Origin of the sequence: Jongsikchunia kroppenstedtii DSM 45133 (assembly GCF_000380485.1) — a bacterium.
Classification (GTDB): domain Bacteria; phylum Actinomycetota; class Actinomycetes; order Mycobacteriales; family Mycobacteriaceae; genus Jongsikchunia; species Jongsikchunia kroppenstedtii.
In genome coordinates this window covers 16,881-39,033 of record NZ_AQYG01000031.1, presented here as the reverse complement: position 1 = coordinate 39,033, position 22,153 = coordinate 16,881, and the positions used below count along the sequence as shown (strand labels likewise).

21 protein-coding genes are annotated in these 22,153 nt (G+C 68.1%); 3 read left to right on the top strand and 18 right to left on the bottom strand.

What is annotated here, in order from left to right; all coding sequences use genetic code 11:
- Positions 1-44 precede the first annotated feature (44 nt).
- From G341_RS0101795 to aspS, 4 genes are read right to left on the bottom strand one after another with little or no spacing between them, the layout of a single operon-like run.
- Positions 45-1,412, bottom strand: coding sequence for a replication-associated recombination protein A (locus tag G341_RS0101795; RefSeq protein WP_018177391.1), 1,368 nt, complete (start codon positions 1,410-1,412; stop codon positions 45-47).
- Positions 1,413-1,439: 27 nt separating this feature from the next.
- Positions 1,440-2,609, bottom strand: a complete 1,170-nt coding sequence (locus G341_RS0101790) for a hypothetical protein (protein ID WP_026303131.1) — start codon at positions 2,607-2,609, stop codon at positions 1,440-1,442.
- Positions 2,610-2,611: 2 nt separating this feature from the next.
- Positions 2,612-3,622, bottom strand: coding sequence for a DUF389 domain-containing protein (locus tag G341_RS20700; RefSeq protein ID WP_018177389.1), 1,011 nt, complete (start codon positions 3,620-3,622; stop codon positions 2,612-2,614).
- Between the two features lie 2 nt (positions 3,623-3,624).
- Positions 3,625-5,430 carry an aspartate--tRNA ligase gene (gene aspS / locus G341_RS0101775; RefSeq protein WP_026303129.1) on the bottom strand — a complete coding sequence of 602 codons (1,806 nt, stop codon included), beginning with the start codon at positions 5,428-5,430 and terminating at the stop codon, positions 3,625-3,627.
- 94 nt (positions 5,431-5,524) lie between these two features.
- Here aspS and ypfJ point away from each other — a divergent pair, with 94 nt between their 5' ends.
- Positions 5,525-6,409 carry a KPN_02809 family neutral zinc metallopeptidase gene (gene ypfJ / locus G341_RS0101770; RefSeq protein ID WP_018177387.1) on the top strand — a complete coding sequence of 295 codons (885 nt, stop codon included), beginning with the start codon at positions 5,525-5,527 and terminating at the stop codon, positions 6,407-6,409.
- A gap of 3 nt (positions 6,410-6,412) precedes the next feature.
- Here the strand turns inward: ypfJ and G341_RS0101765 are convergent, their stop codons facing one another.
- Together G341_RS0101765 and G341_RS0101760 are read right to left on the bottom strand one after the other, a co-directional pair.
- Entirely contained in the window at positions 6,413-7,528 is a 1,116-nt protein-coding gene (locus tag G341_RS0101765; RefSeq protein ID WP_018177386.1) for a DUF1214 domain-containing protein, read from the bottom strand.
- Complete coding sequence (locus G341_RS0101760; RefSeq protein WP_026303128.1) at positions 7,525-8,118, bottom strand: TetR/AcrR family transcriptional regulator; 594 nt, start codon at positions 8,116-8,118, stop codon at positions 7,525-7,527. Before G341_RS0101760 ends, G341_RS0101765 begins: the two co-directional genes overlap by 4 nt.
- A gap of 27 nt (positions 8,119-8,145) precedes the next feature.
- Between G341_RS0101760 and G341_RS0101755 the strand changes: the two genes are divergently transcribed.
- A complete protein-coding gene (locus tag G341_RS0101755; RefSeq protein WP_018177384.1) occupies positions 8,146-9,393 on the top strand; it encodes a sulfotransferase family protein in 1,248 nt (415 codons plus the stop codon).
- Positions 9,394-9,438: 45 nt separating this feature from the next.
- On the opposite strand, the gene G341_RS0101750 is transcribed toward G341_RS0101755, so the two are convergent.
- Genes G341_RS0101750 through G341_RS0101735 form a run of 4 tightly spaced genes read right to left on the bottom strand, consistent with a single transcriptional unit; the run spans position 9,439 to position 12,121 of the window.
- Complete coding sequence (locus tag G341_RS0101750; protein WP_018177383.1) at positions 9,439-9,909, bottom strand: DinB family protein; 471 nt, start codon at positions 9,907-9,909, stop codon at positions 9,439-9,441.
- On the bottom strand, positions 9,909-10,094 hold the full coding sequence (locus G341_RS0101745; RefSeq protein ID WP_018177382.1) for a hypothetical protein: 186 nt from the start codon (positions 10,092-10,094) through the stop codon (positions 9,909-9,911). Before G341_RS0101745 ends, G341_RS0101750 begins: the two co-directional genes overlap by 1 nt.
- Before the next feature lie 3 nt (positions 10,095-10,097).
- Positions 10,098-11,366, bottom strand: a complete 1,269-nt coding sequence (hisS, locus tag G341_RS0101740) for a histidine--tRNA ligase (protein ID WP_018177381.1) — start codon at positions 11,364-11,366, stop codon at positions 10,098-10,100.
- Positions 11,363-12,121 carry an MBL fold metallo-hydrolase gene (locus tag G341_RS0101735; protein WP_018177380.1) on the bottom strand — a complete coding sequence of 253 codons (759 nt, stop codon included), beginning with the start codon at positions 12,119-12,121 and terminating at the stop codon, positions 11,363-11,365. Before G341_RS0101735 ends, hisS begins: the two co-directional genes overlap by 4 nt.
- 147 nt (positions 12,122-12,268) lie before the next feature.
- Between G341_RS0101735 and G341_RS0101730 the strand changes: the two genes are divergently transcribed.
- Positions 12,269-13,285: a peptidylprolyl isomerase gene (locus tag G341_RS0101730; RefSeq protein ID WP_018177379.1), complete on the top strand. Its 1,017-nt coding sequence runs from the start codon at positions 12,269-12,271 to the stop codon at positions 13,283-13,285.
- A 109-nt stretch (positions 13,286-13,394) separates the two neighbouring features.
- Here G341_RS0101730 and G341_RS0101725 read toward each other — a convergent pair whose 3' ends face one another.
- From G341_RS0101725 to ruvC, 8 genes are all read right to left on the bottom strand, one after another.
- Positions 13,395-15,776 carry a RelA/SpoT family protein gene (locus G341_RS0101725; protein WP_018177378.1) on the bottom strand — a complete coding sequence of 794 codons (2,382 nt, stop codon included), beginning with the start codon at positions 15,774-15,776 and terminating at the stop codon, positions 13,395-13,397.
- 114 nt (positions 15,777-15,890) lie between these two features.
- Entirely contained in the window at positions 15,891-16,451 is a 561-nt protein-coding gene (locus G341_RS20695) for an adenine phosphoribosyltransferase (protein ID WP_018177377.1), read from the bottom strand.
- Entirely contained in the window at positions 16,448-17,608 is a 1,161-nt protein-coding gene (secF, locus tag G341_RS0101715) for a protein translocase subunit SecF (RefSeq protein WP_043450228.1), read from the bottom strand. Before secF ends, G341_RS20695 begins: the two co-directional genes overlap by 4 nt.
- Positions 17,608-19,284 (bottom strand): protein translocase subunit SecD, encoded by a 1,677-nt coding sequence (gene secD, locus G341_RS0101710; RefSeq protein ID WP_018177375.1) that lies wholly within the window; start codon positions 19,282-19,284, stop codon positions 17,608-17,610. The genes secF and secD overlap by 1 nt, the downstream gene beginning before the upstream one ends.
- A 5-nt stretch (positions 19,285-19,289) precedes the next feature.
- The gene (gene yajC / locus G341_RS0101705) at positions 19,290-19,706 is read right to left on the bottom strand and encodes a preprotein translocase subunit YajC (protein ID WP_018177374.1); all 417 of its coding nucleotides are present in this window, start codon (positions 19,704-19,706) and stop codon (positions 19,290-19,292) included.
- Between the two features lie 88 nt (positions 19,707-19,794).
- Entirely contained in the window at positions 19,795-20,895 is a 1,101-nt protein-coding gene (gene ruvB, locus G341_RS0101700) for a Holliday junction branch migration DNA helicase RuvB (RefSeq protein ID WP_018177373.1), read from the bottom strand.
- Positions 20,892-21,485 carry a Holliday junction branch migration protein RuvA gene (gene ruvA, locus G341_RS0101695; protein ID WP_018177372.1) on the bottom strand — a complete coding sequence of 198 codons (594 nt, stop codon included), beginning with the start codon at positions 21,483-21,485 and terminating at the stop codon, positions 20,892-20,894. Before ruvA ends, ruvB begins: the two co-directional genes overlap by 4 nt.
- Positions 21,482-22,084, bottom strand: a complete 603-nt coding sequence (ruvC, locus tag G341_RS0101690; RefSeq protein ID WP_026303125.1) for a crossover junction endodeoxyribonuclease RuvC — start codon at positions 22,082-22,084, stop codon at positions 21,482-21,484. The genes ruvA and ruvC overlap by 4 nt, the downstream gene beginning before the upstream one ends.
- Positions 22,085-22,153 lie beyond the last annotated feature (69 nt).

Here is a 22,153-nt window from a genome sequence, read left to right as displayed (position 1 = left end):
GCTGCATGGCAACGCAGCACTATTTCGACGTGCCCGTCAGCTTGTTATCTGCGTCGCACGATGTCGCGTAGCCGGGCCACTCGAGGCCCGATCTCGCGCTCGAAACCGTGGTCGGTGGGTTCGTAGTAGTCGACGCCGATGAGCTCGTCGGGCGGATACTGCTGCGGCAGCACGCCGCCTGGGTCGTCGTGCGGGTATCGATAGCCCTGCCCCGGGGGGCTTGCGACCCGGCTGTCACTGACTCCTATCTGTTCGGCGGGCGTGTAATGCCCGTCGCGCAGATGCGGGGGCACCGCAGTGGCCTTGCCGGCGTGCACGTCCGCGATCGCGGCTCCGATCGCCGCGACCACGCCGGACGACTTCGGCGCCGTCGCCAGATGAATCGTCGCCTGCGCGAGCGCCAGCTTCGCCTCCGGCATACCGATCAGTTGCACCGCCTGCGCGGCGGCCGTCGCGGTCTGCAGCGCCGTCGGGTCGGCCATGCCGATGTCCTCGCTGGCGTGCACGACCAGTCGCCGAGCGATGAACCGCGGATCCTCGCCGGCGACGATCATCCGGGCCAGATAGTGCAGCGCGGCATCGACGTCGCTGCCGCGGATCGACTTGATGAACGCGCTGATGACGTCGTAATGCTGGTCGCCGTTGCGGTCGTAGCGCACCGCCGCCCGATCCACCGCGCGCTCGACATCGGACAGTTCGACCACGTCGCGCTCGTCCGCGGTCGCGGCATCGGCGGCCGCCTCGAGGGCGGTCAGGGCGCGTCGAGCATCGCCGCCGCCGAGCGCGACCAGGTGGTCCAGCGCATCGTCGGCGATCGACACCGCCCCGGCCAACCCGCGCGGATCGGTCGTCGCCCGCGTCAACACCTGACGAATGTCGTTGTCGTCCAACGATTTCAGCTGCAGCACCAGCGAACGCGACAGCAGCGGGGCGACGACGGAGAACGACGGGTTCTCGGTGGTGGCGGCGACCAGCAGCACGATCCGGTTCTCGACCGCGTCGAGCAAGGCATCCTGCTGCGTCTTGGAGAAGCGGTGCACCTCGTCGATGAACAGCACCGTCTGGCGGCCCTGCGTCAGCCGTCGACGCGCCATGTCGATCACCCCGCGCACCTCTTTGACCCCCGACGACAGCGCTGACAGCGCCTCGAAGCGTCGGCCGGTCGCGGACGAGATCAACGACGCCATCGTGGTCTTGCCGGTCCCCGGCGGGCCGTAGAGCAGGACCGACGCCGCGCCGGACCCGTCGATCAGCCGCCGCAGCGGCGAACCCGAGGTCAGCAGGTGCTGTTGTCCGACGATCTCGTCGAGGCTCTGCGGCCGCATCCGGACCGCGAGCGGGGCGCCCCCATGGGCGGCCGGCGGCCCCGAACCGTCGGAGTCATCGGTGTCGAACAGCCCCGGCTCAGCCATGCGTCGAACACCCGCCCCCGTGGACGGCTAGCGCAGCCACGACGAATCGAGATGCCCGGCAACGAGTTCGGCGAAATCGCCGACCTCGTCCAGGCCTGCCCGCGCGGCGGCCGCGGCAAGCGATCGCCAACGGGCCACGATGACGCGCGGATCCGTCGAGTAGAGGTCCATGGTGTGGCTGGCCGCACGTTCGGCCGAGCCGGACGCCTCGTCGAGCAGCCAGACGGTCGACATCCACACCCACAGCAGTCGTGCCGTGGTCACCTTGCGATTCAGGTCGCGGTCGTGGCCGAGCACCGGCCAGATCGCCTCGACCTCGGACCGCCAGGCGTCGACCATTGCGGTCTCCCAGCGGGCCACGGTCTGGGCATCGGCGGCCGGCTCGCCGCCGAGGTGGCGAGGGAAGGTGACGACGGCGTAGGCGATATCGAGGGCAGCGTCGCGGAAACCGCCCCACTCGTAGTCGAGGAACTGCACGCCTTCGGCGTTGAGAAGGATGTTCTCCGGGCCGACGTCGGCCGGCGTGAACGCGCGGTGGTCGCCCTCGTCGAACAACGCCCGACCGGCCGCCAGCATCTCCGCGACCGCATCCGGTACCTGGACCTCGAGCCCCTCCGCCAGCACCGACTCCGCGTCGGCCACCGACAGCAGGATCTGCCAGCAGGTCGGGCCGCTCTGCCCGCCCTGACGGGCCAGCACGCCATAGTCGGATTCGCCACCGACGGTGGCCGCATGCATCCGGCCCAACGCCTGACCCCAGGCGCTGATGCTCTGGGTGGTGAGGGCCAGGTCGCCCTCGGCGAGGACCGACAGCATCGAGCGGCCGACGCCCAGGTCGCTGAGCACCAGGACGCGGCTGTCCGCGTCCGAGGCGATGAGCTGCGGACCCGGCCGGGTCTGGCTGCTGAGCGTATTGGCGAACTTGTACGACGCGAGCTCGCGCCGGAACGGTTCGGCGGGCTCGTCCGGGCCGAGCGTCTTGATCACCAGCGACCGCGGCAGCGAGAAACCGCTCTCACTGACGCGGGCCCGCACCACGGTGGTCCGCCCGCTCCCGCCGAGCTCCTCGATATCGGTGAGCCGCACCGGGGCCCCGGCTCGCGCCGTCAGCAATGCCTCGGCGGCGTGCACCGGGCCAGCAAAGCGGTCGGCACTATCAAGTCCAGCGGCTCGGCCGCCGGGGGCTACAACAGTCATCGCTACCAACGTACCCAATCCCAGTGACCGCGCTCACGCCCGATTCGGACAGGCGCGGAAAATTCTCCTGATCGATACACACGGCGACGGTCGGGCTGCGGATGGCGACGCTGCCACAACCGGTAGACCGTCAGCAGCGCGACGCCGGCGACCACGATGCTGACCAGGTTGACGACCAGCTGCCCCAACGACTGACCGGCCCGTCCCCACTGTCCGAGGATCGCGGCGACCACGGCGTAGCCGGCCGCCGGGACGGTCGTCACCGAGATGAAGACACCCACCAGCGCGGCCGACTTGGCGGAGATCATCGAGAGCATGCCGGCCGCACCCGCCAGCAGCGCCACCACGACCGAGAACGGCCCGACCTGATAGATGAAGTCGACCTCGTGGGCGTCCAGCACATCGTTGATGCTGAACCAGCCCACGCCCTGGCCGACCCAGGCGAACACCCCGGTGACGGCCATGGCGACGGGAAACCCGATGACGATCGCCAGCAGCGACCGGAGCGCCAGCCGCGGGCGCCGCAGGGTGATGGCCACCGCGATCGCGGCGAGCGGACCGAACTCCGGGCCGACCACCATCGCGCCGACCACGGTGATCGGCGAGTTGGTGATGACGCCAACCGCCGCGAGCATGCAGGCGATCGTCAGGAAACACACAAACGCACCGGAGAGCGTCGACTCTTCGCGGCTGCGGTTGGTGAGCTCCTCCCACACCACCGCGTCGGCGGGGTCGCCCGGTACAGCCTTCTCCGCCTTGATCGCCGCGGCCGACAGCACGGTGTCCAGCGGCTCCATCGTGATGGCACCGCGCTTCTCGATGTCCAGCGATTTCAGCTGCGACAGAACGTCGTTCGCGGCCTCGCGGGTGACATCGCACTCGATCAGGTCGCCCGGCGGCTCGATCGCGTCGCCCCGCCGAGCCGTGATGTGGGTGACTCCCGCGGCATCGGACACGAAGGTCAGCACCGCGTCGGACAGGTCCGCCGGCGCGATGATCCGCAGGTGCAGCACCGCTAGTCCGCGGCGGGCTTCGGCTCGGCAGGTGCCTGCTGCGGCTTCGCCTTCGGCTTGGCGTCGATGCCCGACTCGCGGCGCTGCTGCGCCGTGATCGGCGCGGGCGCATCCGTCAGCGGGTCGACGCCGCCGCCCGACTTCGGGAACGCGATGACCTCGCGGATCGAGCTCTCACCGGCCAGCAGCATCACCATGCGGTCCCAGCCGAACGCGATGCCGCCGTGCGGCGGCGCGCCGAACGCGAAGGCGTCCAACAGGAATCCGAACTTCTCCTGCGCCTCGTCATGCCCGATGCCCATGATCTCGAAGACGCGTTCCTGCACGTCCCGGCGATGGATGCGGATGCTTCCGCCGCCGATCTCGTTGCCGTTGCAGACGATGTCGTAGGCGTAGGCCAGCGCGGCCCCCGGATCGGATTCGAGCTTGTCCAGCGACTCGGGCTTCGGCGAGGTGAAGGCGTGGTGCACCGCGGTCCAGGCGCCGTCGCCCACGGCGACGTCGCCCGATGCCGTGGCCTCGTCGGCCGGCTCGAACAGCGGCGCGTCGACGACCCACGTGAACGCCCAGTCGCCCTCCTTGATGAGACCCAGGCGCTGCGCGATCTCGCCGCGTGCGGCGCCGAGCAGCGCCCGCTGCGCCTTCGCCGGTCCGGCGGCGAAGAAGACGCAGTCGCCCGGCTGCGCGCCCACATGGGCGACGAGGCCATCGCGTTCGGCGTCGGACAGGTTCTTGGCGACCGGTCCGCCGAGCGAACCGTCCTCCTGCACAAGCACATACGCGAGGCCCTTGGCGCCGCGCTGCTTGGCCCATTCCTGCCAGGCGTCGAGCTGCCGGCGCGGCTGGCCGGCGCCGCCCGGCATCACCACGGCACCGACATACGGCGCCTGGAACACCCGGAACGGGGTGCCCTTGAAGTAGTCGGTGCACTCGACCAGCTCCAGGTCGAACCGCAGGTCCGGCTTGTCGCTGCCGAACCGGCGCATGGCGTCGGCGTAGGTGATCCGCGGCAGCGGCGTCGGGATGTCGTAGCCGATCAGCTTCCACACCGAGACCAGGATCTCCTCGGCCAGGGCGATCACATCGTCCTCGTCGACGAAGCTCATCTCGATGTCGAGCTGGGTGAACTCGGGCTGCCGGTCGGCGCGGAAATCCTCGTCCCGGTAGGCCCGCGCCAGCTGGTAGTAGCGCTCCATGCCGGCCACCATCAGCAGCTGCTTGAACAGCTGCGGGCTCTGCGGCAGCGCGTAGAAGCTGCCCGGCTGCAGGCGTGCGGGCACCAGGAAGTCGCGGGCGCCCTCGGGGGTCGACCGGGTCAGCGTCGGCGTCTCGATCTCGACGAAGTCGTGCTGCGCGAGCACCTCGCGGGCGGCGGCATTGGCGGCCGAGCGCAGCCGCAGCGCCTTGGCCGGACCGGGTCGGCGCAGATCCAGATAGCGGTGCTTGAGCCGGGCCTCTTCGCCGGCCTGCTCATCGAGCTGGAACGGCAGCGGCGCCGACTCATTGAGCACGGTCAGCGACGTCGCGCTGACTTCGATCGCACCCGAATCGAGGTTCGGGTTCTCGCTTCCCTCGGGACGCGCCTCGACCACGCCGACGACCTGGATGCAGTACTCCGACCGCAGCCGGTGCGCGGCCTCGGCCACCTCTTCATTGCGGAAGACCACCTGCGCGACGCCGGACCGGTCGCGCAGATCGATGAAGATCACGCCGCCGTGGTCGCGGCGCCGATCCACCCACCCCGCGAGGGTGACGGTCTGGCCGGTGTTGGCGGCGCGGAGCGATCCGGCCATATCGGTGCGCAGCACTACTGCCCCTTTTGTTTCCCAGTGTCTTGCTTGTACGTGTCGTGAATGCGAACTACCCGCCCTTGGCGGGGTCCGAATGCATATCCTATGGCCCATGACTTTTCAGGGCGACGGGCCTCTCGACACCAGCGGTGTCTCCGGCGGTGGTGGCGGCGGAGGCGGCGGTCTCCCCGGAGGCATCAAGCTCGGCGGTGGCGCGGTCGGCATCATCGGAATCATCGTCGCGGTGCTCTTCGGGGTGAACCCCGGCGACATCATGGGTGGTGGCGGCAATGGCAACAACGCCTCGGTGCAGGGCAACGGCGCCGATCCGCAACTGCAGGAGCAGATCAATTCCTGCACGATCGCGAAGGCCAACTCGGACGTCGTCTGCCGCGTGGTCGCCACCTCCAACAGCCTCAACAAGGTGTGGCCGACGCTGATGAACGGCTACACCCGGCCCGCGCTGCGGATCTTCAACGACAACCAGGTCGCGTCGGGCTGCGGCGTCGCCAGCAAGGCGGCGGGCCCGTTCTACTGCCCCGCCGACCAGACCGTCTACATCAACCCGTCGTTCTACGACGAGCTGTCCGGGCAGCTGGGCGGCAGCAACTTACCCCTGGCGCAGGAGTACGTCGTCGCGCACGAGTACGGCCACCACGTCGAGCAGCTGACCGGCGACCTCGCCAAGGGGCAGCGAATGGGCGCCAAGGGGCCGACGTCGGGCTCGGTGCGCATCGAGCTGAAGGCCGACTGCTACGCCGGCGTGTGGGCCAACCACGCCGACAAGGGCCCGAACGCGATGCTCAAGCCGCTCACCCAGCAGGACATCGAGGGCGTGATCCAGACCGCCCAGGCCATCGGTGACGACACCCTGGGCATGAAGAACTCCGACGGCTGGACGCACGGTTCGTCCGAGGAGCGCGTGCGCTGGTTCACCACCGGCTACCAGTCCGGTGACCCGAACCAGTGCGACACGTTTGGGACCAACGACCTCTGATCGTCAAGTGACCTGCGTCGGCGCCTCGCTCGCCGGCATCAGCGCCACCTGCGGCACCTCCGGAACGGCATCCGCGAGGAACCAGCGGAAGGCGAGATTGCCCTCCGGATAGTCCACCGTGGTCAGCGAGTTCGGGTGCGCGGTCATCCCGCGGGACAGCACGATCGTGACCGTGCCGTCCGAATTCGGAACGGCGCCATGGTTGTTCACCGAGCAGCGGGCGTCGTCGACGTTGAACGTCGACATGAACTGGTTCCACACCACCAGATTCCAGAACCGGCAGTCCGGCGGTCGGTGGTTGATGACCAGCGCCTCGTCCTCCTTGAGCACGAAGCTGCCGTACGAGTAGCAGGCGTCCCGGGCCGACCAGCCGAAGTTGGCGTCCGGCACCTGATACGGCGCGGCGAATTCGTTTGCGGCGTGCGCCGTTTGGTGTCCGAGCGTTGTCTCGTCGGCATCGGCCTCGGCACGGATGCCGACCGGCATCGGCAAGATCGCGAACAGCGTTCGGATCCAGGTCGAGCTGGCACGCAGCGCCGCCGCCGTCGCGTCGGTGCTGTGCTGGATCGACCCCAGGTCATCGAGCGCCTCGATATTCCACGTGACCGGGCGTCCGGTCAGCGGATCGCCCTGATAGTCGCGAGTCATCAGGACCGCGGCTCCCGGCAGCGGACCGATCTCGAAGGCGAAGTCGCCGTTGGCGTCGAACTCGATGTCGTCGTCGCGGACGATGTCGATCACCCGGTCCGACCAGGCACCCGGCGCCGGTTCGTTGTAAGCGGTCAGCGACAGATAGACGCTGTCGCCCCGGTTGCCGGTGATCCGGTAGCGATGCTGCTCGCTGATCGGGCAGACGAAGTAGTACGCGTCGGTGTTGTCGCCGCCCCACCGGCGATCACGCCGGAACGGGCTGTTGACCGCGACGAACTGCGGGCGCGTGGGTTCCGGGAAGAGGTAGGTGTCCAGTGCCACGCCGAGCGCCATGGCCAGCATCCGATAGCCGTCGGCGATCTGCCGGTCGTCGGTGACCTTGCGGTCGCCGCAGGTGAACGACGCGTCCAGGCCGCCCAGTGTGTCGAGCAGTTCGCGCCACGCCGCGGCGGCGTCGGATCCGGTCATGTGCCACTACCTTTCCCAGTCCCGATCCCCTTCAGGATCAGGGTCGTATTGCGGTCGATCCAGGTCGCATCGAGTTCGCCGCCCCGGGCGAGCACCCCCATCAGCGCCATGCCCGCAACCACCTCGGCCAGGTCGCCGGCGGTCACGTCGGGGCGAACCTCGCCGCGTTCGGCGGCGGCGGCGAGCAGGCCGGAAAGACCGGAGGTGAGCACGTCGCCGAACCGCTCGAGCAATGCGGAGTGCAGCGTGGGATCCGAGGCCATCTCGCCGACGAGGCCCGGCAGCGCGGCCCGCGCCGCCGGCGTACTCAGGAAGCGCACCGTCCGCCGCAGCATGTCGCGCACGTCGGTGGCGAGTGAACCGGTGTCCGGCAGTGTCGTCGCCGCGCCGATCGGAAACACCGCGGCATGCACCAGATGCGCCTTGCTCGGCCACCGCCGATAGATGGCCGGCTTGCTGGTACCGGCCGCCCGGGCGATGGCGTCGACCGACAGCTCCGCATATCCGCGCTCGTTGAGCAGATCGACCGTCGCGGACAGCACCGCGCCGTCGATACTCAGATTTCTGGGCCGGCCAAGGTCTTTCGTCATTACGAAACTCACAGTAACATAAATCTCGTGACTGGAATCACAGATGTGGTGGAGCTCGACGATCTCGCGATCCCGCGCTTCAGCCCCGAAGCACAGCAACTCCGCGACATGATGGCGACGATGGCGGCCGACTGCCCCCTGGACTCGGCCGCCCTGCACGCCCAGGCCAGCGCCGACACCGGGCTGACCGATTTCGGGCCGACCGACTATCGGGAGCGCCTCGACGTCTACCTCGCGGCGCTACGCGACATCGACGGACTCGACGGCGCCGGCATCATCAACTTCTACGGTCAGCTGCTGCAGCTGTTGAAGAATCGGCTGCTGCTCACCGATCTGCTCGACCGGCATCCCGAGATCAACGACATCGAACTGCTGCCGCCGGTATCGATCGTCGGCCTGCCCCGCAGCGGCACAACGCATCTGCACAATCTGCTGTCGGCCTCCGGATCGTTCCGGACGCTGCCGTATTGGGAAGCGATCGAACCGTTTCCGTTGCCGAGCGAGGCGGGCGCCACCGGTCGCGATCCCCGCATGCAGCGGATGGACGTCGCGGTCAACGTCATGAACACCACGATGCCGCACTTCCCGCTGATGCACGAGATGACCACGGAGCACGCGCACGAAGAGATCGCGTTGCTGGCCAACGACTTTTCGACGATGTACTTCGAGACCATCGCCGACGTCCCCGGCTGGCGCGACTACTACCGGGCCCATGACCAGTCCCCGCACTACGCGTACATGGTGACCCAACTCAAGGCATTGCAGTTCTTGCGCGGCGGACGGCGCTGGCTGCTGAAATCGCCGCAGCATCTGGAGCAGTTGCCAGTGCTCGACGCCGCACTGCCCGGGGTGGTGTGCGTGTTCACCCACCGTGACCCGGTGCCGGTGGCGCTGTCGATGATCGCGATGATCACCTACTCCGCCCGGATGCATCGGAGCCCGGTGCCCGTCGAGTACCTGGCGAACTATTGGGTCGAGCGTCTCGAGACCATGCTCAACGCGGTCGTCCGGGACCGGGACATCATCGAGCACGCCCGCTCCATCGATGTCCCGTTCGACGCCATCATCAACGACGGTCTGGGCGTCTGCGACGCGGTATTCGACGTTGCGGGCGAGCCGATGTCGACGACCGAACGGGCCGCGATGGTCGACTACCTGGACGCGCATCAGCGCGGCCGGCTCGGCCGCGTCGCGACCGACTGCGCGATGCTCGGACTCGACCCCGACGACCTCCGCCGACGGTTCGCGCCTTACACCGAGCGCTTCCTGCGCTGAGCCTTGCCCGCCGGGGCGGTCCGGATCCGGCAGTGAAGCAACGGATTACGGCTCGATCGGTCGGGTGAGCTGCTCGACCAGGATGTCGGCGTGACCCGCATGCCGCGCCAACTCACGGATCATGTGCAGATAGATGAACCGCATGCTGACATCGCCGAGGCGCCAATGCGGGAATGTCTCGTCCAGGTCGTGGGTCGCCGCGAGTTCTCGGCTGACGGTGCTCGCCTGACGGAATTCGTCGATCACCTGCGCGAGTGTCTGATCGGTCGGCACCTCGAAACTCGCGTCGTCGCCGCGCGCGTAGCCGGTGAACTGCTCCGGGCCCCAGCCGCTGATGGTGCGTTGGAACCAGCTGCGTTCGGCGGCCGCGGCATGCTTCACGAGCGCGATCGGCGTCGTCAGCGAGGAGACGAGCTTCGCGCGCGCCTGCTCGTCGGTCAGGCCACTGACCGCGTCGACGAGCGCATCCCGTTGGATATCAAGGAATCGCTCCAGGGATTCCCGCTCGACCGACACTACTGACCTCCGTCCGGTCCGCCACCCACTCCGGGATGGTCGGGGGTCTGGACGGTCGGCGTGGCCGCCCGATCGCCCCAGGTCGGTCCATGATGCTGGTCGCCGCCCGACCGATCGCAACCGGCGAGCGCGACCGCGACGACGATCATGATCGTCATCGCCGCCACCGACACCGGCCGACGCATGCGCTAGCGTCCGAGCCGTTCGCGCACGACCACCGCGGCGGAGTCCAGCGGGATCGATTGCTGATCGCCGGTATTGAGATCCTTGAGCTCGATGCGCCCCTCGGCCAGCTCCCGCTCACCGAGTACCAGCGCGAACGCGGCACCCGACCGGTCGGCCGACTTCATCGCCCCCTTGAGTCCCTTGCCGCCATAGGCCAGGTCGACGCGCACGCCCTCGCCGCGCAGCTGGGCCGCGACCTCCACCAGCTTGTCCATCGCCGGCTCGCCCAGCGGGACGCCGAAGACGTCGACCCGCGAATCCGGCGCGGCCGCAATGTTTTCCGCTTCGAGAGCCAGCAGCGTGCGGTCGACGCCGAGCCCGAATCCGATGCCGGACAACGCCTGCTTGCCGCCGAGCTGCTGCAGCAGCCCGTCGTAACGGCCGCCGCCGCCGATCCCCGACTGCGCGCCGAGGCCGTCGTGCACGAATTCGAACGTCGTCTTCGTGTAGTAGTCGAGACCGCGCACCATCCGCGGATTCACCTCGTACTTCACCCCGAGCCGATCCAGGTGTGCCCGCACCTGCTCGAAATGTCCACGCGCCGAGTCGGATAGGTGATCGAGCATCAACGGGGCGTCCGCCGTCGCGTCCTTGATATGCGGCCGCTTGTCATCGAGCACCCGCAGCGGATTGATCTCCGCCCGCTGACGCGTCTCCTCGTCCAAGTCCAGCCCGAAAAGGAACTCCTGCAACAGTTCTCGATACTGCGGGCGGCAGGTGTCATCACCGAGCGAGGTGAGCTCCAGTCGGTAGTCGGTCAGCCCGAGTCGGCGATACGCCTCGTCGGCGATGGCGATCACCTCGGCGTCCAGCGCGGGGTCGTCGACGCCGACCGCCTCGACGCCGACCTGCTGCAGCTGCCGGTACCGACCCTCCTGCGGCTTCTCGTACCGGAAGAACGGGCCGGCGTAGGTCAGTTTGACGGGCAGCGCGCCGCGATCGAGCCCGTGCTGGATGATCGCGCGCATCACGCCGGCGGTGCCCTCGGGCCGCAGCGTCACCGACCGTTCGCCGCGGTCGGCGAAGGTGTACATCTCCTTCGACACGACATCCGTGGACTCCCCCACGCCGCGCGCGAACAGCCCGGTGTCCTCGAAGATCGGCAGCTCGATGTGCTGGTAGCCCGCGAGCTGGGCGGCCCTGGTCAGAGTGTCGCGCACGGCCTGGAACTGCGCCGATCGCGGTGGGATGTAATCCGGGATGCCGCGCGGTGCCTGAAATCCGGAGCTCACAGTCCGTGACGTCCTTTCGAGTTCGATGGTTCGGCCGACGGGTCATGCTCTGTTCCGCCGGGTCCCGAGCTCCCCGGACCGGCACCAGGAAGATCCGCGAGGAACGGGTTCGAGGCGCGCTCGCGTCCGATGGTGGTCTGCGGGCCGTGACCGGGCAGCACAACCGTGTCGTCGGGCAGCGGCAGCAACTTCTTGTCGATGCTGTCGAGCAGTTGCTGATGGCTGCCGCCCGGCAGATCGGTACGCCCGATCGACCCGGCGAACAGTACGTCGCCGGCAAAGCTGACCCGCACCGGGCCGTCGTCCGTCTCCGCCTCGAGCCCGAACACGATCGAGCCCCGGGTATGGCCGGGCGCCAGATCGCAGGAGAACCGCAGCCCGGCGAGCTCGATGTCGTCACCGTCGACCAGGTCGATCACCTTGTCGGGCTCGGCGAACTTCTCGTCGCCGATCATCGCGCCGAGGGCCGGCCCGATTCCGACCGCGGGATCGGCCAGCATCGGTCGGTCATCCGGATGAATGTAGGCGGGAATGCCGAACTCGTCGCACAGCTGCGCCGCGTTCCAGGTGTGATCGAGGTGGCCGTGGGTGAGCAGCACCGCGACCGGAGTCAGACCTTCGTCGGCGAGGATCCGGCGCACCACAGGCGCCGCGTCCTGTCCTGGATCGATGATCACGACATCACCACCGGCGGCGTCTCCGACCACATAGCAGTTGGTCTGGAAGGCGCCGGCGGGAAACCCTCTGATCTTCATCCGTCCATCTTGACAGGTGGCGAGTGCCGTGCGGCGTTCAGAGGCCGTCCGTCGGCAGCGAGGGCAGAGCCCTGGCGACCCGGCTCACAGGCTGCCCTGGCAGACTTGTCGCCGACATCTGCCCCGAATGTATGGAGGACGACGCCTGTGTCGACCAACGAGGAACGCCGCCTTGAGGCCAAGCGCAAGCTGGAGCAGCGACTCTCAGACCAGGAACAGGCGGCCCGCAAGCGCAAGCTGATCATCGGGGGGTCGCTCGGCGCGGTGGTTCTCATCGCGATCATCGGGTTCGGGACCTGGGGAATCATCTCCTACAACGACAGCCAGTACAACAAGAATCACGCCCGCTGCACCTACGACGCTGCGCCGAGCTACCCGGACATCGCCAAGATGGAGTCGGCACTGCCGCAGTACAACCAGCAGGCCGACGAGGCCGTCAAGTCCGGACAGGCGACGCAAGAGCAGGCGCAGCAGTACAAGGACGCTCAGGTGGACCAGATCAACGTCCTCAAGCAGCATGCCAACATGGTGAAGACCGCACCGCAGCCGACCAACCTACGGCCCAGCAAGAAGGGCGGCCCTGCGGTGGTGCTGAACACCACTCAGGGCGACATCACGTTGAACTTGAAGGCCAAGGACGCCCCGTGCAACGTCAATGCGGTCAAATCCCTGGTCGAGAACAACTTCTACAACGGATCGGGCTGCCAGCGGCTCGTCGCGTCGCAGGCGCTCACCGCGTTGCAGTGCGGAGACCCCACCGGGACGGGATCTGGCACACCTGGGTGGACCAGCCCCGATGAGTTCCCGACGAGCCTGAAGCCGGCCCCCGGCGACGGCGGCGCCAACGGTGCGGTTGTCTACCCGCGCGGCTCCATCGCGATCGCCAACAGCTACCAGGCCGCCAACCCGATGAGCGGTGAACCCGCATCCGGGCAACACACCGGTTCGTCGCAGTTCTTCCTTGTCATCGACGACACCCAACTCCCTGCGAACTACACGGTGATCGGCAGCGTCGATCCTGCGAGTCTCGCGGTGCTGGACAAGATCAAGGCCGGCGGAATCAATCCGCCCATCATGCCCAACCCCGCGCCGCAACCCGGTCCGATCACCGACGGTCAGCCGAAGCTCCCGGTCACCATCAAGACGGCGACGATCGCCAAGTAGACCCGCTTAATGCAGCGAACTGGTCATCGTGCAGTTGATCGATCGACTGCACGATGACCGGATCGCTGCACGACCGGAGCCGTCAGGCCGCGTAGGTCCGTCGCGAGGGTCAGGCGGCCGATGTCACGCGGTAGACGTCGTAGACGCCCTCGACGTTGCGGACGACGTTGAGCACGTGGCCCAGATGCTTCGGATCGCCCATTTCGAAGGTGAACTTCGAGATGGCCACCCGATCGCGTCCGGTCGTCACCGACGCCGACAGAATGTTGACCCGCTCGTCCGCCAGCACCCTGGTCACGTCGGACAGCAGTCGCGAGCGGTCGAGCGCCTCGACCTGAATAGCGACCAGGAACACCGACGAGGACGACGGCGCCCACTCTACGTCGATGAGGCGTTCGGACTGCTCCCGTAGAGAGGTGGCGTTGGTGCAGTCGGTGCGGTGCACGCTGACCCCACCGCCGCGCGTGACGAAGCCCATGATCTCGTCACCGGGCACCGGGGTGCAGCACTTGGCCAGCTTGGCGAGCACGTTGTCGATGCCCGGAATCACCACGCCCGCGTCGGAATTGGCGCGACTGCGCTGCCGCGGGATGGTCGACGGCGTCGAACGCTCGGCCAGCTCCTCCTCGGCCTCCTCGACACCGCCCAGCTGCGTGACCAACCGGCCGACGACGTGATGCGCCGACACATGGCCTTCGCCGATCGCCGCATACAGCGCCGAGACGTCCGTGTAGCGCAGCTCGGCCGCGACGGCGCCGACGTTCTCGGCAGTCATCAAGCGCTGCAACGGGAGCCCGCCGCGGCGGACCTCCTTGGTGAGCGCGTCCTTGCCGGCCTCCAGCGCCTCCTCGCGACGCTCCTTGGCGAACCACTGTCGGATCTTCGCCTTCGCGCGCGGTGACACGACGAATTGCGCCCAGTCGGCGGACGGGCCGGCGTTGTCCGCCTTGGAGGTGAAGACCTCCACCACTTCGCCGTTCTCGAGCTTGCGCTCCAGGGCGACCAGGCGGCCGTTCACCCGGGCGCCGATACATCGGTGCCCGACCTCGGTGTGCACCGCATAGGCGAAGTCGACCGGCGTCGATCCGGTCGGCAGAGTGATCACGTCGCCCTTCGGGGTGAAGACGAAGATCTCCTTGACCGCGAGGTCGTAGCGCAGCGACTCCAGGAATTCGCCCGGGTCCGCCGCCTCCCGCTGCCAGTCCAGCAGCTGTCGCATCCAGGCCATCTCGTCGACCTCGCCGACGTCGGACGACCCCGATCCCTGCCGAGCGTCCTTGCCGTTCTTGCCTTTCAGCTCCTTGTAGCGCCAGTGCGCGGCGATGCCGAACTCCGCGGTACGGTGCATGTCGCGAGTGCGGATCTGCACCTCCAGCGGCTTGCCCTCCGGCCCGATCACGGTGGTGTGCAGCGACTGGTAGACGCCGAATCGCGGCTGCGCGATGTAGTCCTTGAAGCGGCCGGCCATCGGCTGCCACAGCGAATGCACCACGCCCACTGCGGCATAGCAGTCGCGGATGTCGTCGCACAGGATGCGGACGCCGACCAGGTCGTGGATGTCGTCGAACTCGCGGCCTTTGACGATCATCTTCTGGTAGATGGACCAGTAATGCTTCGGCCGGCCCTCGACGTCCGCGGTGATGCGTGAACCACCCAGTGCCCGAATGATTTCTGCGCGCACCATCGCCAGATAGGTGTCGCGCGACGGCGCCCGATCGGCGACCAGTCGCACGATCTCCTCGTAGCGCTTGGGGTGCAGGATGGCGAAGGCCAGGTCCTCCAGCTCCCACTTGACGGTCGCCATGCCGAGGCGATGTGCCAGTGGCGCAATCACTTCCAGCGTCTCGCGAGACTTGCGCGCCTGCTTCTCCGGCGGCAGGAACCGCATCGTCCGCATGTTGTGCAGCCGGTCGGCGACCTTGATCACCAGGACGCGGGGATCGCGGGCCATCGCGATGATCATCTTGCGGATGGTCTCGGCCTCCGCGGCGTGACCCAGCGCGACCTTGTCCAGCTTGGTCACGCCGTCGACGAGATGCGCCACCTCCGGGCCGAATTCGCTCGACAGCTGCTCCAGGCTGTAGCCGGTGTCCTCGACAGTGTCATGCAGCAGCGCGGCGACCAGCGTCGTGGTGTCCATGCCGAGCTCTGCGAGGATCGTGGCGACGGCCAGCGGATGGGTGATGTACGGATCGCCCGATTTGCGGAACTGTCCGCGGTGCCGCTCGTCGGCGACGTCGTACGCCCGCTGCAGGATCGAGACGTCGGCCTTGGGGTAGCCCTCCCGATGTAGCGCGACCAGCGGTTCGAGCACGGGCCGAACGCCGCTGCGGTTTGCGGTCATCCGCCGGGCCAGGCGCGCCCGCACCCGTCGCGAGGCGGACGGGTTCGCGACCGTCGGATCGCCCTTCACCGCAGGGGAATCTCCCGGTTCCGGCGGCGCGGCGACCGACGTGCTCTCGTTGCCAGTCGTTCCAGCGTCGTCCGACATCCGTCACCTCCTTGCCGACCTCATCCGTATCAGCCGAGTTTAGTCATCCGACCTGGTTGACGTTCGGCCAACACGGCGAGTATCACCGGCCGGACAACGCGGCGGTGATGTCGGCTATTCCGCCGACAGCGTGGACACCGCCACGGCAGGTCGGCGTGCGGCGATACGGTCCCGGCCACCGAGCATGGTGAGTTCGAGCACCACCCCGACCGAGACCACGGTCGCACCCGCCTCGATCAGCAGGTCGATCGCCGCCCCGGCCGTTCCGCCGGTCGCGAGCACATCATCGATGACCAGGACGCGTTTGCCGTGGAGGTCGAGCCCGGATGCGGGGATCTCGACCGCGGCTCGGCCGTATTCGAGCTCGTATTCGGTGGTCAGCACCGGCGGCGGCAGCTTGCCGGCCTTGCGAATCGCGAGGACTCCGATACCGAGGCGCATCGCGACCGCGCCGCCGAGCAGAAACCCGCGCGCGTCGATGCCGGCGACCAGGTCGATATCCGCGTCCAGATGCGGCGCCGCCAGCCCGTCGATGACCGCCGCGAAACCCGCGGGATCGGCCAGCACCGGCGTGATGTCCTGGAACTGCACACCTGGCGACGGAAAGTCCGCGACGACCCGGGTCAGCCGGGTCAGCGCGGCCCGCGCCGCCTCTGTCGCCGCCTGGTCGGTCACCGCCGTCGCCGACGCTTGCCCGCCGGTCGAGCGCCCGGCTTGGGAGCCGCAGTCGACCGCAGGGCGGTGAGCGAGTCGGTGTCGACGGCCGTATCGCCGGCACTATCGGTGTCATCGGTGCCCGCTGTCCGGGCCCGGCGCGCCAACACCTTCGCGGTATGCGCCTTGATCTCCGGACGCCGCTCCTTGAGCGTCACCAGCAGCGGGGCCGCCAAGAAGATCGACGAGTACGCGCCGACCACGACGCCGACGAGCTGGATGACGCCCAGGTCCTTCAGCGTGCCGATGCCCAGCAGCCACACCGCGACGACCATCAGCGACAGGATGGGCAGCACCGAGATGACCGTCGTGTTGATCGAGCGCATCAGGGTCTGGTTGATACCCAGGTTCGCCTGTTCGGCGTAGGTGCGCCGGGTGGTGTTCAGGACGCCGCGGGTGTTCTCCTCGACCTTGTCGAACACCACGACGGTGTCGTAGATCGAGAAGCCGAGAATCGTCAGCAGGCCGACCACCGTCGCCGGCGTCACCTCGAGCCCCAGCAGCGCATAGACGCCCGCCGTGCAGCCCACGTCGAAGATCAGCGACGCCAGCGAGGCAAACGCCATCTCGCGGTCGAAGCGAATCGTGATGTACACCAGCACGATCGCCAGGAACACGGCGAGGGCGATCAGCATCTTCTTGGTGACTTCACCGCCCCAGCTGGAGCTGATATCCGACGAGCTCACCTTTTCCAAGGTCAGACCGTCGGACGAGAAGTGCTGCACGAGACCGTTCTTCAGCTTGACGGTCTCGTCCGCCGACAGCGTGGACGTGCGGATCTGCACGGTCTTCGCGTCGCCGGAACCGACGGTCTGCACCGACTCGGCCGACTCGCCCATCACGTCCGAGAACGCGTTCTTGACGTCCGTCGTGCTGCCGACGCTGTTGGCCGGCAACGAGATCTGGCTGCCGCCCTCGAACTCGATGCCGAGATTGAAGCCACGGATGCCCATCCCGAGCGCACAGACGACCAGGATCGCCGCCGTGATCGCGTACCACCGCCGACGGTTCGCCACGATCGCGAAGGCGCCGGTGCCGGTGTAGAGCCGCGACAGCAGCGAGTGTCCTTCGGACGCAACGAAGTCCGCATCGGACATGGGTGCTTCAGTGCGAGCCATCACTCCCCCGTTCCAGCGGTCGAACCGGCGCGTCGAGCGTCGCCGCGACGGCGCCGTTCCTGCGCGATCTGCGACACCCCGCCCAGGCCGTTCACCGACGGGCGCGACAGGAAGTCATTCTTCGAGGCGAAGTACACGAGCGGATGCGTCACCAGGAACACGACGACGAGGTCGAGCACCGTGGTGAGGCCCAACGTGAACGCGAAGCCCTTCACGTCCGCGATGGATAGGAAGTAGAGCACCGCCGACGCGATCAGGGTCACCGCGTTACCGGTCCAGATCGTCCGCCGGGCACGGGCCCAGCCGCGCGGCACCGCCGACCGGAACGATCGTCCCTCACGCATCTCGTCCTTGATGCGTTCGAAGTAGACGACGAACGAGTCGGCCGTCATACCGATACCGATGATCAGACCGGCCATGCCGGCGAGGTCGAGCGTGAAGCCGATGTAGCGGCCCAGCAGCACCATCAGGCCGTAGACCAGCACACCCGACATGACGAGCGACCACAGCACCAGCACGCCGAGCATGCGGTAGTAGGCCAGCGCGTAGACCAGCACCAGCGCCAGGCCGATGGCACCGGCGAGCAACGCCGCCCGGAGCGCGGATAGGCCCAGCGTGGCCGACACGGTTTCGGCGTTCGACTGCTTGAACGAGATCGGCAACGAGCCGTACTTCAGATCGTTGGCCAGGTTCTTGGCATCCGACTGGTTGAAGTTGCCGCTGATCTCGGTGGTTCCGGCGATGGCCTCACGAATGCTGGCGGCCGACACCACGCGGGTATCCAGGACGACCGCGGTCTGCGTGCGCTCGGCCCCGCGCTGCTCGTTGTGGCTCGCCGTGTAGCGCTCCCAGGTCTTGGCGCCGTCGCCCTTGTAGTCGACCTCGACGACCCACTGGCCGCCCTGCTGGGTGTTCAGCGTGGCGTTCGCCTTGGAGACGTCGGTGCCCGAGATGATCTTCGGTGCCAGCAGATAGACCATCTGTTGCGGCTGATCCTTCGACGGCGCAGGTCCGCAGGCGACCAGGAACTGATCCGGATCGTCATTGCCCTGCAGCGGATCGCTCACGCCGGGGTTGCAGTTGACCTGCGACATCGCATCGGTCAGCCGCTTGTTGTCGGCGGCCGTCAGCTGCGCGTCGTCACCCTTGCTCGTCGCCGGGTCCTTGGCCGCCTGCCGCGCGTCGCGCGCCGCATTGATGGTGGCCGCGTCGGTCTGGTCGCCGTGCGCGATCGTTGGCGGCAGCGGCGCCTTCGGGTTCGCGGCGACGGCCGTGACGACCGGACGCACGTAGAGCTTCGCGGTCTGGCCGACCGACCGGGCCTGCGAGCCGTTCTTGCCGGGCACGGTGATGACGATGTCATTCCCGCTGACCAGGACCTCGGAGCCGGCCACGCCCAGACCGTTGACACGGTTGTTGATGATGTCCTTGGCGGTGTTGAGGTCGCTCTTGGGCGGCGACTTGCCGTCCAGGGTCTGCGGCGTCAGCGTCACTCGGGTGCCGCCCTGCAGGTCGATGCCCAGCTTCGGCTTGAGTCCGCCGCCACCGGTGAAGAACATCAGCAGGTAGACCACCACCACGATCACGCCGAAGGCCAGCAGCAGCTGGCCGGCGTATTCCTTGTTGGCGGTCGTCGCCTTGCTTCGAGTGGTCGAGCGGCGCCGTGTGTCGGCCACCGGAGCTAGCTCTTGTCCGTGTTGCCGTTGGAGCCCGACTGGCCATCGGACGAGTCCGTGTCGTCGGCGTCGGACCGATCGACGTCGTCGTCACCGTCGATCAGCGAGGCCGGGGTGTCCGGGATCGCCTTCGCCGGCTCGGCGCCCACGTAGCTGCCGTCGACATCCTCGGGGTGCACGATCTCTCGGACGGCGAGCTTGTTCCAGCGGGTCACGACACCCGGTGCGATCTCCAGATCGACGACGCCGTCGGCGACGAACACCACGGTCGCGAAGAGGCCCGAGGTGGTCTGCACGCGAGCGCCCGGCTGCAGGTTGTCCTGCATGTCCTGAACTGCCGATACGGCCTTCTTCTGCCGGCGTACCGAGAAGATCATGAATGCCACGAGCAGCACGAGCACGATCGGGAAGATCAGTTCCATCTGAGGTTCAGTCCTTAATGATCATCGTCAACAAACTTGGGTGGACTCGCGCGTCATCGCGCGGCGTCCCCGCGGTCGATGTACGAGTCTACTGGTCGAATCCGGCCGGCTCGTCAAACAGGGCTGGAGCGGCCGCACCGTCCTCCCGATTGCGGACGCCGAAACCGGCGGACAGGGCGCCGGCCGGTGGGGTCAGCCCCAGGTGATGCCAGGCCGCGGCGGTGGCGACGCGACCCCGCGGGGTGCGGGCCATCATCCCCGCCCGTACCAAGAATGGTTCGCAGACTTCCTCGACGGTCGTGGGCTCCTCGCCCACCGCGACCGCCAACGTCGAGACGCCGACCGGACCGCCGCCGAAGCCGCGGACCAGGGCGCCGAGCACCGCGCGGTCGAGACGGTCGAAGCCCAGTTCGTCCACGTCGTAGACCGCGAGGGCCGCCTGGGCGACCTCGACGGTGACGTGCCCGTCGGCGCGCACCTCGGCGTAGTCCCGCACCCGGCGCAGCAGCCGGTTGGCGATCCGTGGCGTGCCGCGCGACCGGCCGGCGATCTCGGTGCCGGCGTCGGTGGTCATCGAGACGCCCAGGATCCCGGCCGACCGCTGCAGCACCCGCAGCAGTTCGCCGGTCTCGTAGAACTCCATGTGCGCGGTGAAGCCGAACCGGTCGCGAAGCGGACCGGTCAGCGAGCCCGACCGGGTCGTCGCGCCGACCAGCGTGAACGGCGCGACGTCGAGCGGGATCGAGGTGGCGCCGGGCCCCTTGCCCACGACGACATCCACCCGGAAGTCCTCCATGGCGAGGTACAGCATCTCCTCGGCCGGCCGGGCGATCCGGTGGATCTCGTCAATGAACAGCACGTCGCCCTCGACCAGATTCGACAGCATGGCGGCCAGGTCGCCCGCCCGCTCCAGCGCCGGGCCGGACGTCACCCGGATCGCCGACCCCATCTCGGCGGCGATGATCATCGCGAGGCTGGTCTTGCCCAGGCCGGGCGGTCCGGACAGCAGGATGTGGTCGGGGGTGCCGCCGCGACCCCGCGCACCGTGCAGCACCAGCTCGAGCTGTTCGCAGACGCGGGGCTGTCCGATGAAGTCAGCCAGCGTCTTCGGCCGCAGGCTGGCGTCCAGGTCGCCGTCGGACGCGAGTTTGTTCGCCGTCATCTCCGAGGGCGTCTCCGGGTCGCTCATTTCGTCTTCCCCAGGATCGCCAGACTCGCGCGCAGCGCGGTCGACGAGTCGGCGTCGGGATTGTCGGCGAGCACGGCGATCACCGTCTTCTCCGCGGGCGCCTCCGAGAAGCCGAGGCCCACAAGCGCTTCCACCACCTGATCACGCAGCGCCAGGCCACCGACCTGCGCGGCGGCCCCGGCGAGCTCCGGTCGGGTCACCTTGTCGCGCAGCTCGACGACCAGCCGGTCGGCGACCCGCTTGCCCACTCCGGGGACCGCGGTGAGCGTCTTGGTGTCACCGTCGGCCAGTGCCCGACGCAGCGAATCCGGTTCCAGCACAGCCAGGGTCGCCATCGCGAGCCGCGGCCCGATCCCGGTGACGGTCTGCAGCAGGCCGAACAGGTCGCGCGCATCCGGCTCCGTGAAGCCGTACAGCGTCATCGAGTCTTCGCGGACGATCATCGCCGTCAGCAGGGTCGCCGACGCGCCACGGCGGACGCCGGCGATCGTGCTCGGCGACGCCAGCACCTTGTAACCGACACCGGCGCAATCGATCACGACGTGATCCAAGGCCACATCGATAACTTCACCGCGTACCGACGCGATCATCGACTCACCACCCCGCCCTGATTCGGCGCCGGCCGTGTTTGGGCCGCCCGCGCCTTCGCGACCCGTTCCTCGTACTTCGCGCGCTGCTCCTTGGCCCGCGCCTCGACCTCGGCCATCCGCTCCTGCATCGGTCCGCGCCAGCAATGACAGATCGCCAACGCCAGCGCGTCGGCGGCATCGGCGGGTTTCGGCTTGGTCTGCATGCCCAGGATGCGCGTCACCATCGAAGTGACCTGCTGCTTGTCGGCTCGACCACTTCCCGTGACCGCGGCCTTGACCTCGGATGGGGTGTGGAACCGCACCGGCACGCCGCGTTGGGCGGCGGCCAGAGCGATCACGCCTCCGGCTTGTGCGGTGCCCATCGCCGTGCTGACCTGGTTCTGCGCGAACACCCGCTCGATGGCGACGACGTCGGGACGATGCGTGTCCAGCCAGTGCTCCGCGGCCTTGTGCACCGCGAGCAGGCGCTCCGCGAGATCCATGTCGGACGGAGTGCGGACCACGTCCACGTCCAGGGCGGTCACCGCCCGGCCCGACCCCGACTCGACCAGCGCGATGCCGCACCTGGTCAGCCCGGGATCCACTCCCATCACCCGCATGATCACCTCGCGCTAGACGAACAACTGTTCGAGATGCTACCGCGCGATAGCGGCAAGTCTCGGCACCAA

What these genes read in the sequence shown, in the direction of transcription:
- yajC (WP_018177374.1), bottom strand. Translation starts at nt 19,706, where the DNA reads ATGGAACTGATCTTCCCGATCGTGCTCGTGCTGCTCGTGGCATTCATG.
- ruvA (WP_018177372.1), bottom strand. Translation starts at nt 21,485, where the DNA reads ATGATCGCGTCGGTACGCGGTGAAGTTATCGATGTGGCCTTGGATCAC.
- G341_RS0101760 (WP_026303128.1), bottom strand. Translation starts at nt 8,118, where the DNA reads ATGACGAAAGACCTTGGCCGGCCCAGAAATCTGAGTATCGACGGCGCG.
- G341_RS0101765 (WP_018177386.1), bottom strand. Translation starts at nt 7,528, where the DNA reads ATGACCGGATCCGACGCCGCCGCGGCGTGGCGCGAACTGCTCGACACA.
- G341_RS0101795 (WP_018177391.1), bottom strand. Translation starts at nt 1,412, where the DNA reads ATGGCTGAGCCGGGGCTGTTCGACACCGATGACTCCGACGGTTCGGGG.
- G341_RS0101745 (WP_018177382.1), bottom strand. Translation starts at nt 10,094, where the DNA reads ATGCGTCGGCCGGTGTCGGTGGCGGCGATGACGATCATGATCGTCGTC.
- G341_RS0101790 (WP_026303131.1), bottom strand. Translation starts at nt 2,609, where the DNA reads ATGACTGTTGTAGCCCCCGGCGGCCGAGCCGCTGGACTTGATAGTGCC.
- ypfJ (WP_018177387.1), top strand. Translation starts at nt 5,525, where the DNA reads ATGACTTTTCAGGGCGACGGGCCTCTCGACACCAGCGGTGTCTCCGGC.
- secF (WP_043450228.1), bottom strand. Translation starts at nt 17,608, where the DNA reads ATGGCTCGCACTGAAGCACCCATGTCCGATGCGGACTTCGTTGCGTCC.
- G341_RS0101735 (WP_018177380.1), bottom strand. Translation starts at nt 12,121, where the DNA reads ATGAAGATCAGAGGGTTTCCCGCCGGCGCCTTCCAGACCAACTGCTAT.
- ruvB (WP_018177373.1), bottom strand. Translation starts at nt 20,895, where the DNA reads ATGAGCGACCCGGAGACGCCCTCGGAGATGACGGCGAACAAACTCGCG.
- ruvC (WP_026303125.1), bottom strand. Translation starts at nt 22,084, where the DNA reads ATGCGGGTGATGGGAGTGGATCCCGGGCTGACCAGGTGCGGCATCGCG.
- G341_RS0101725 (WP_018177378.1), bottom strand. Translation starts at nt 15,776, where the DNA reads ATGTCGGACGACGCTGGAACGACTGGCAACGAGAGCACGTCGGTCGCC.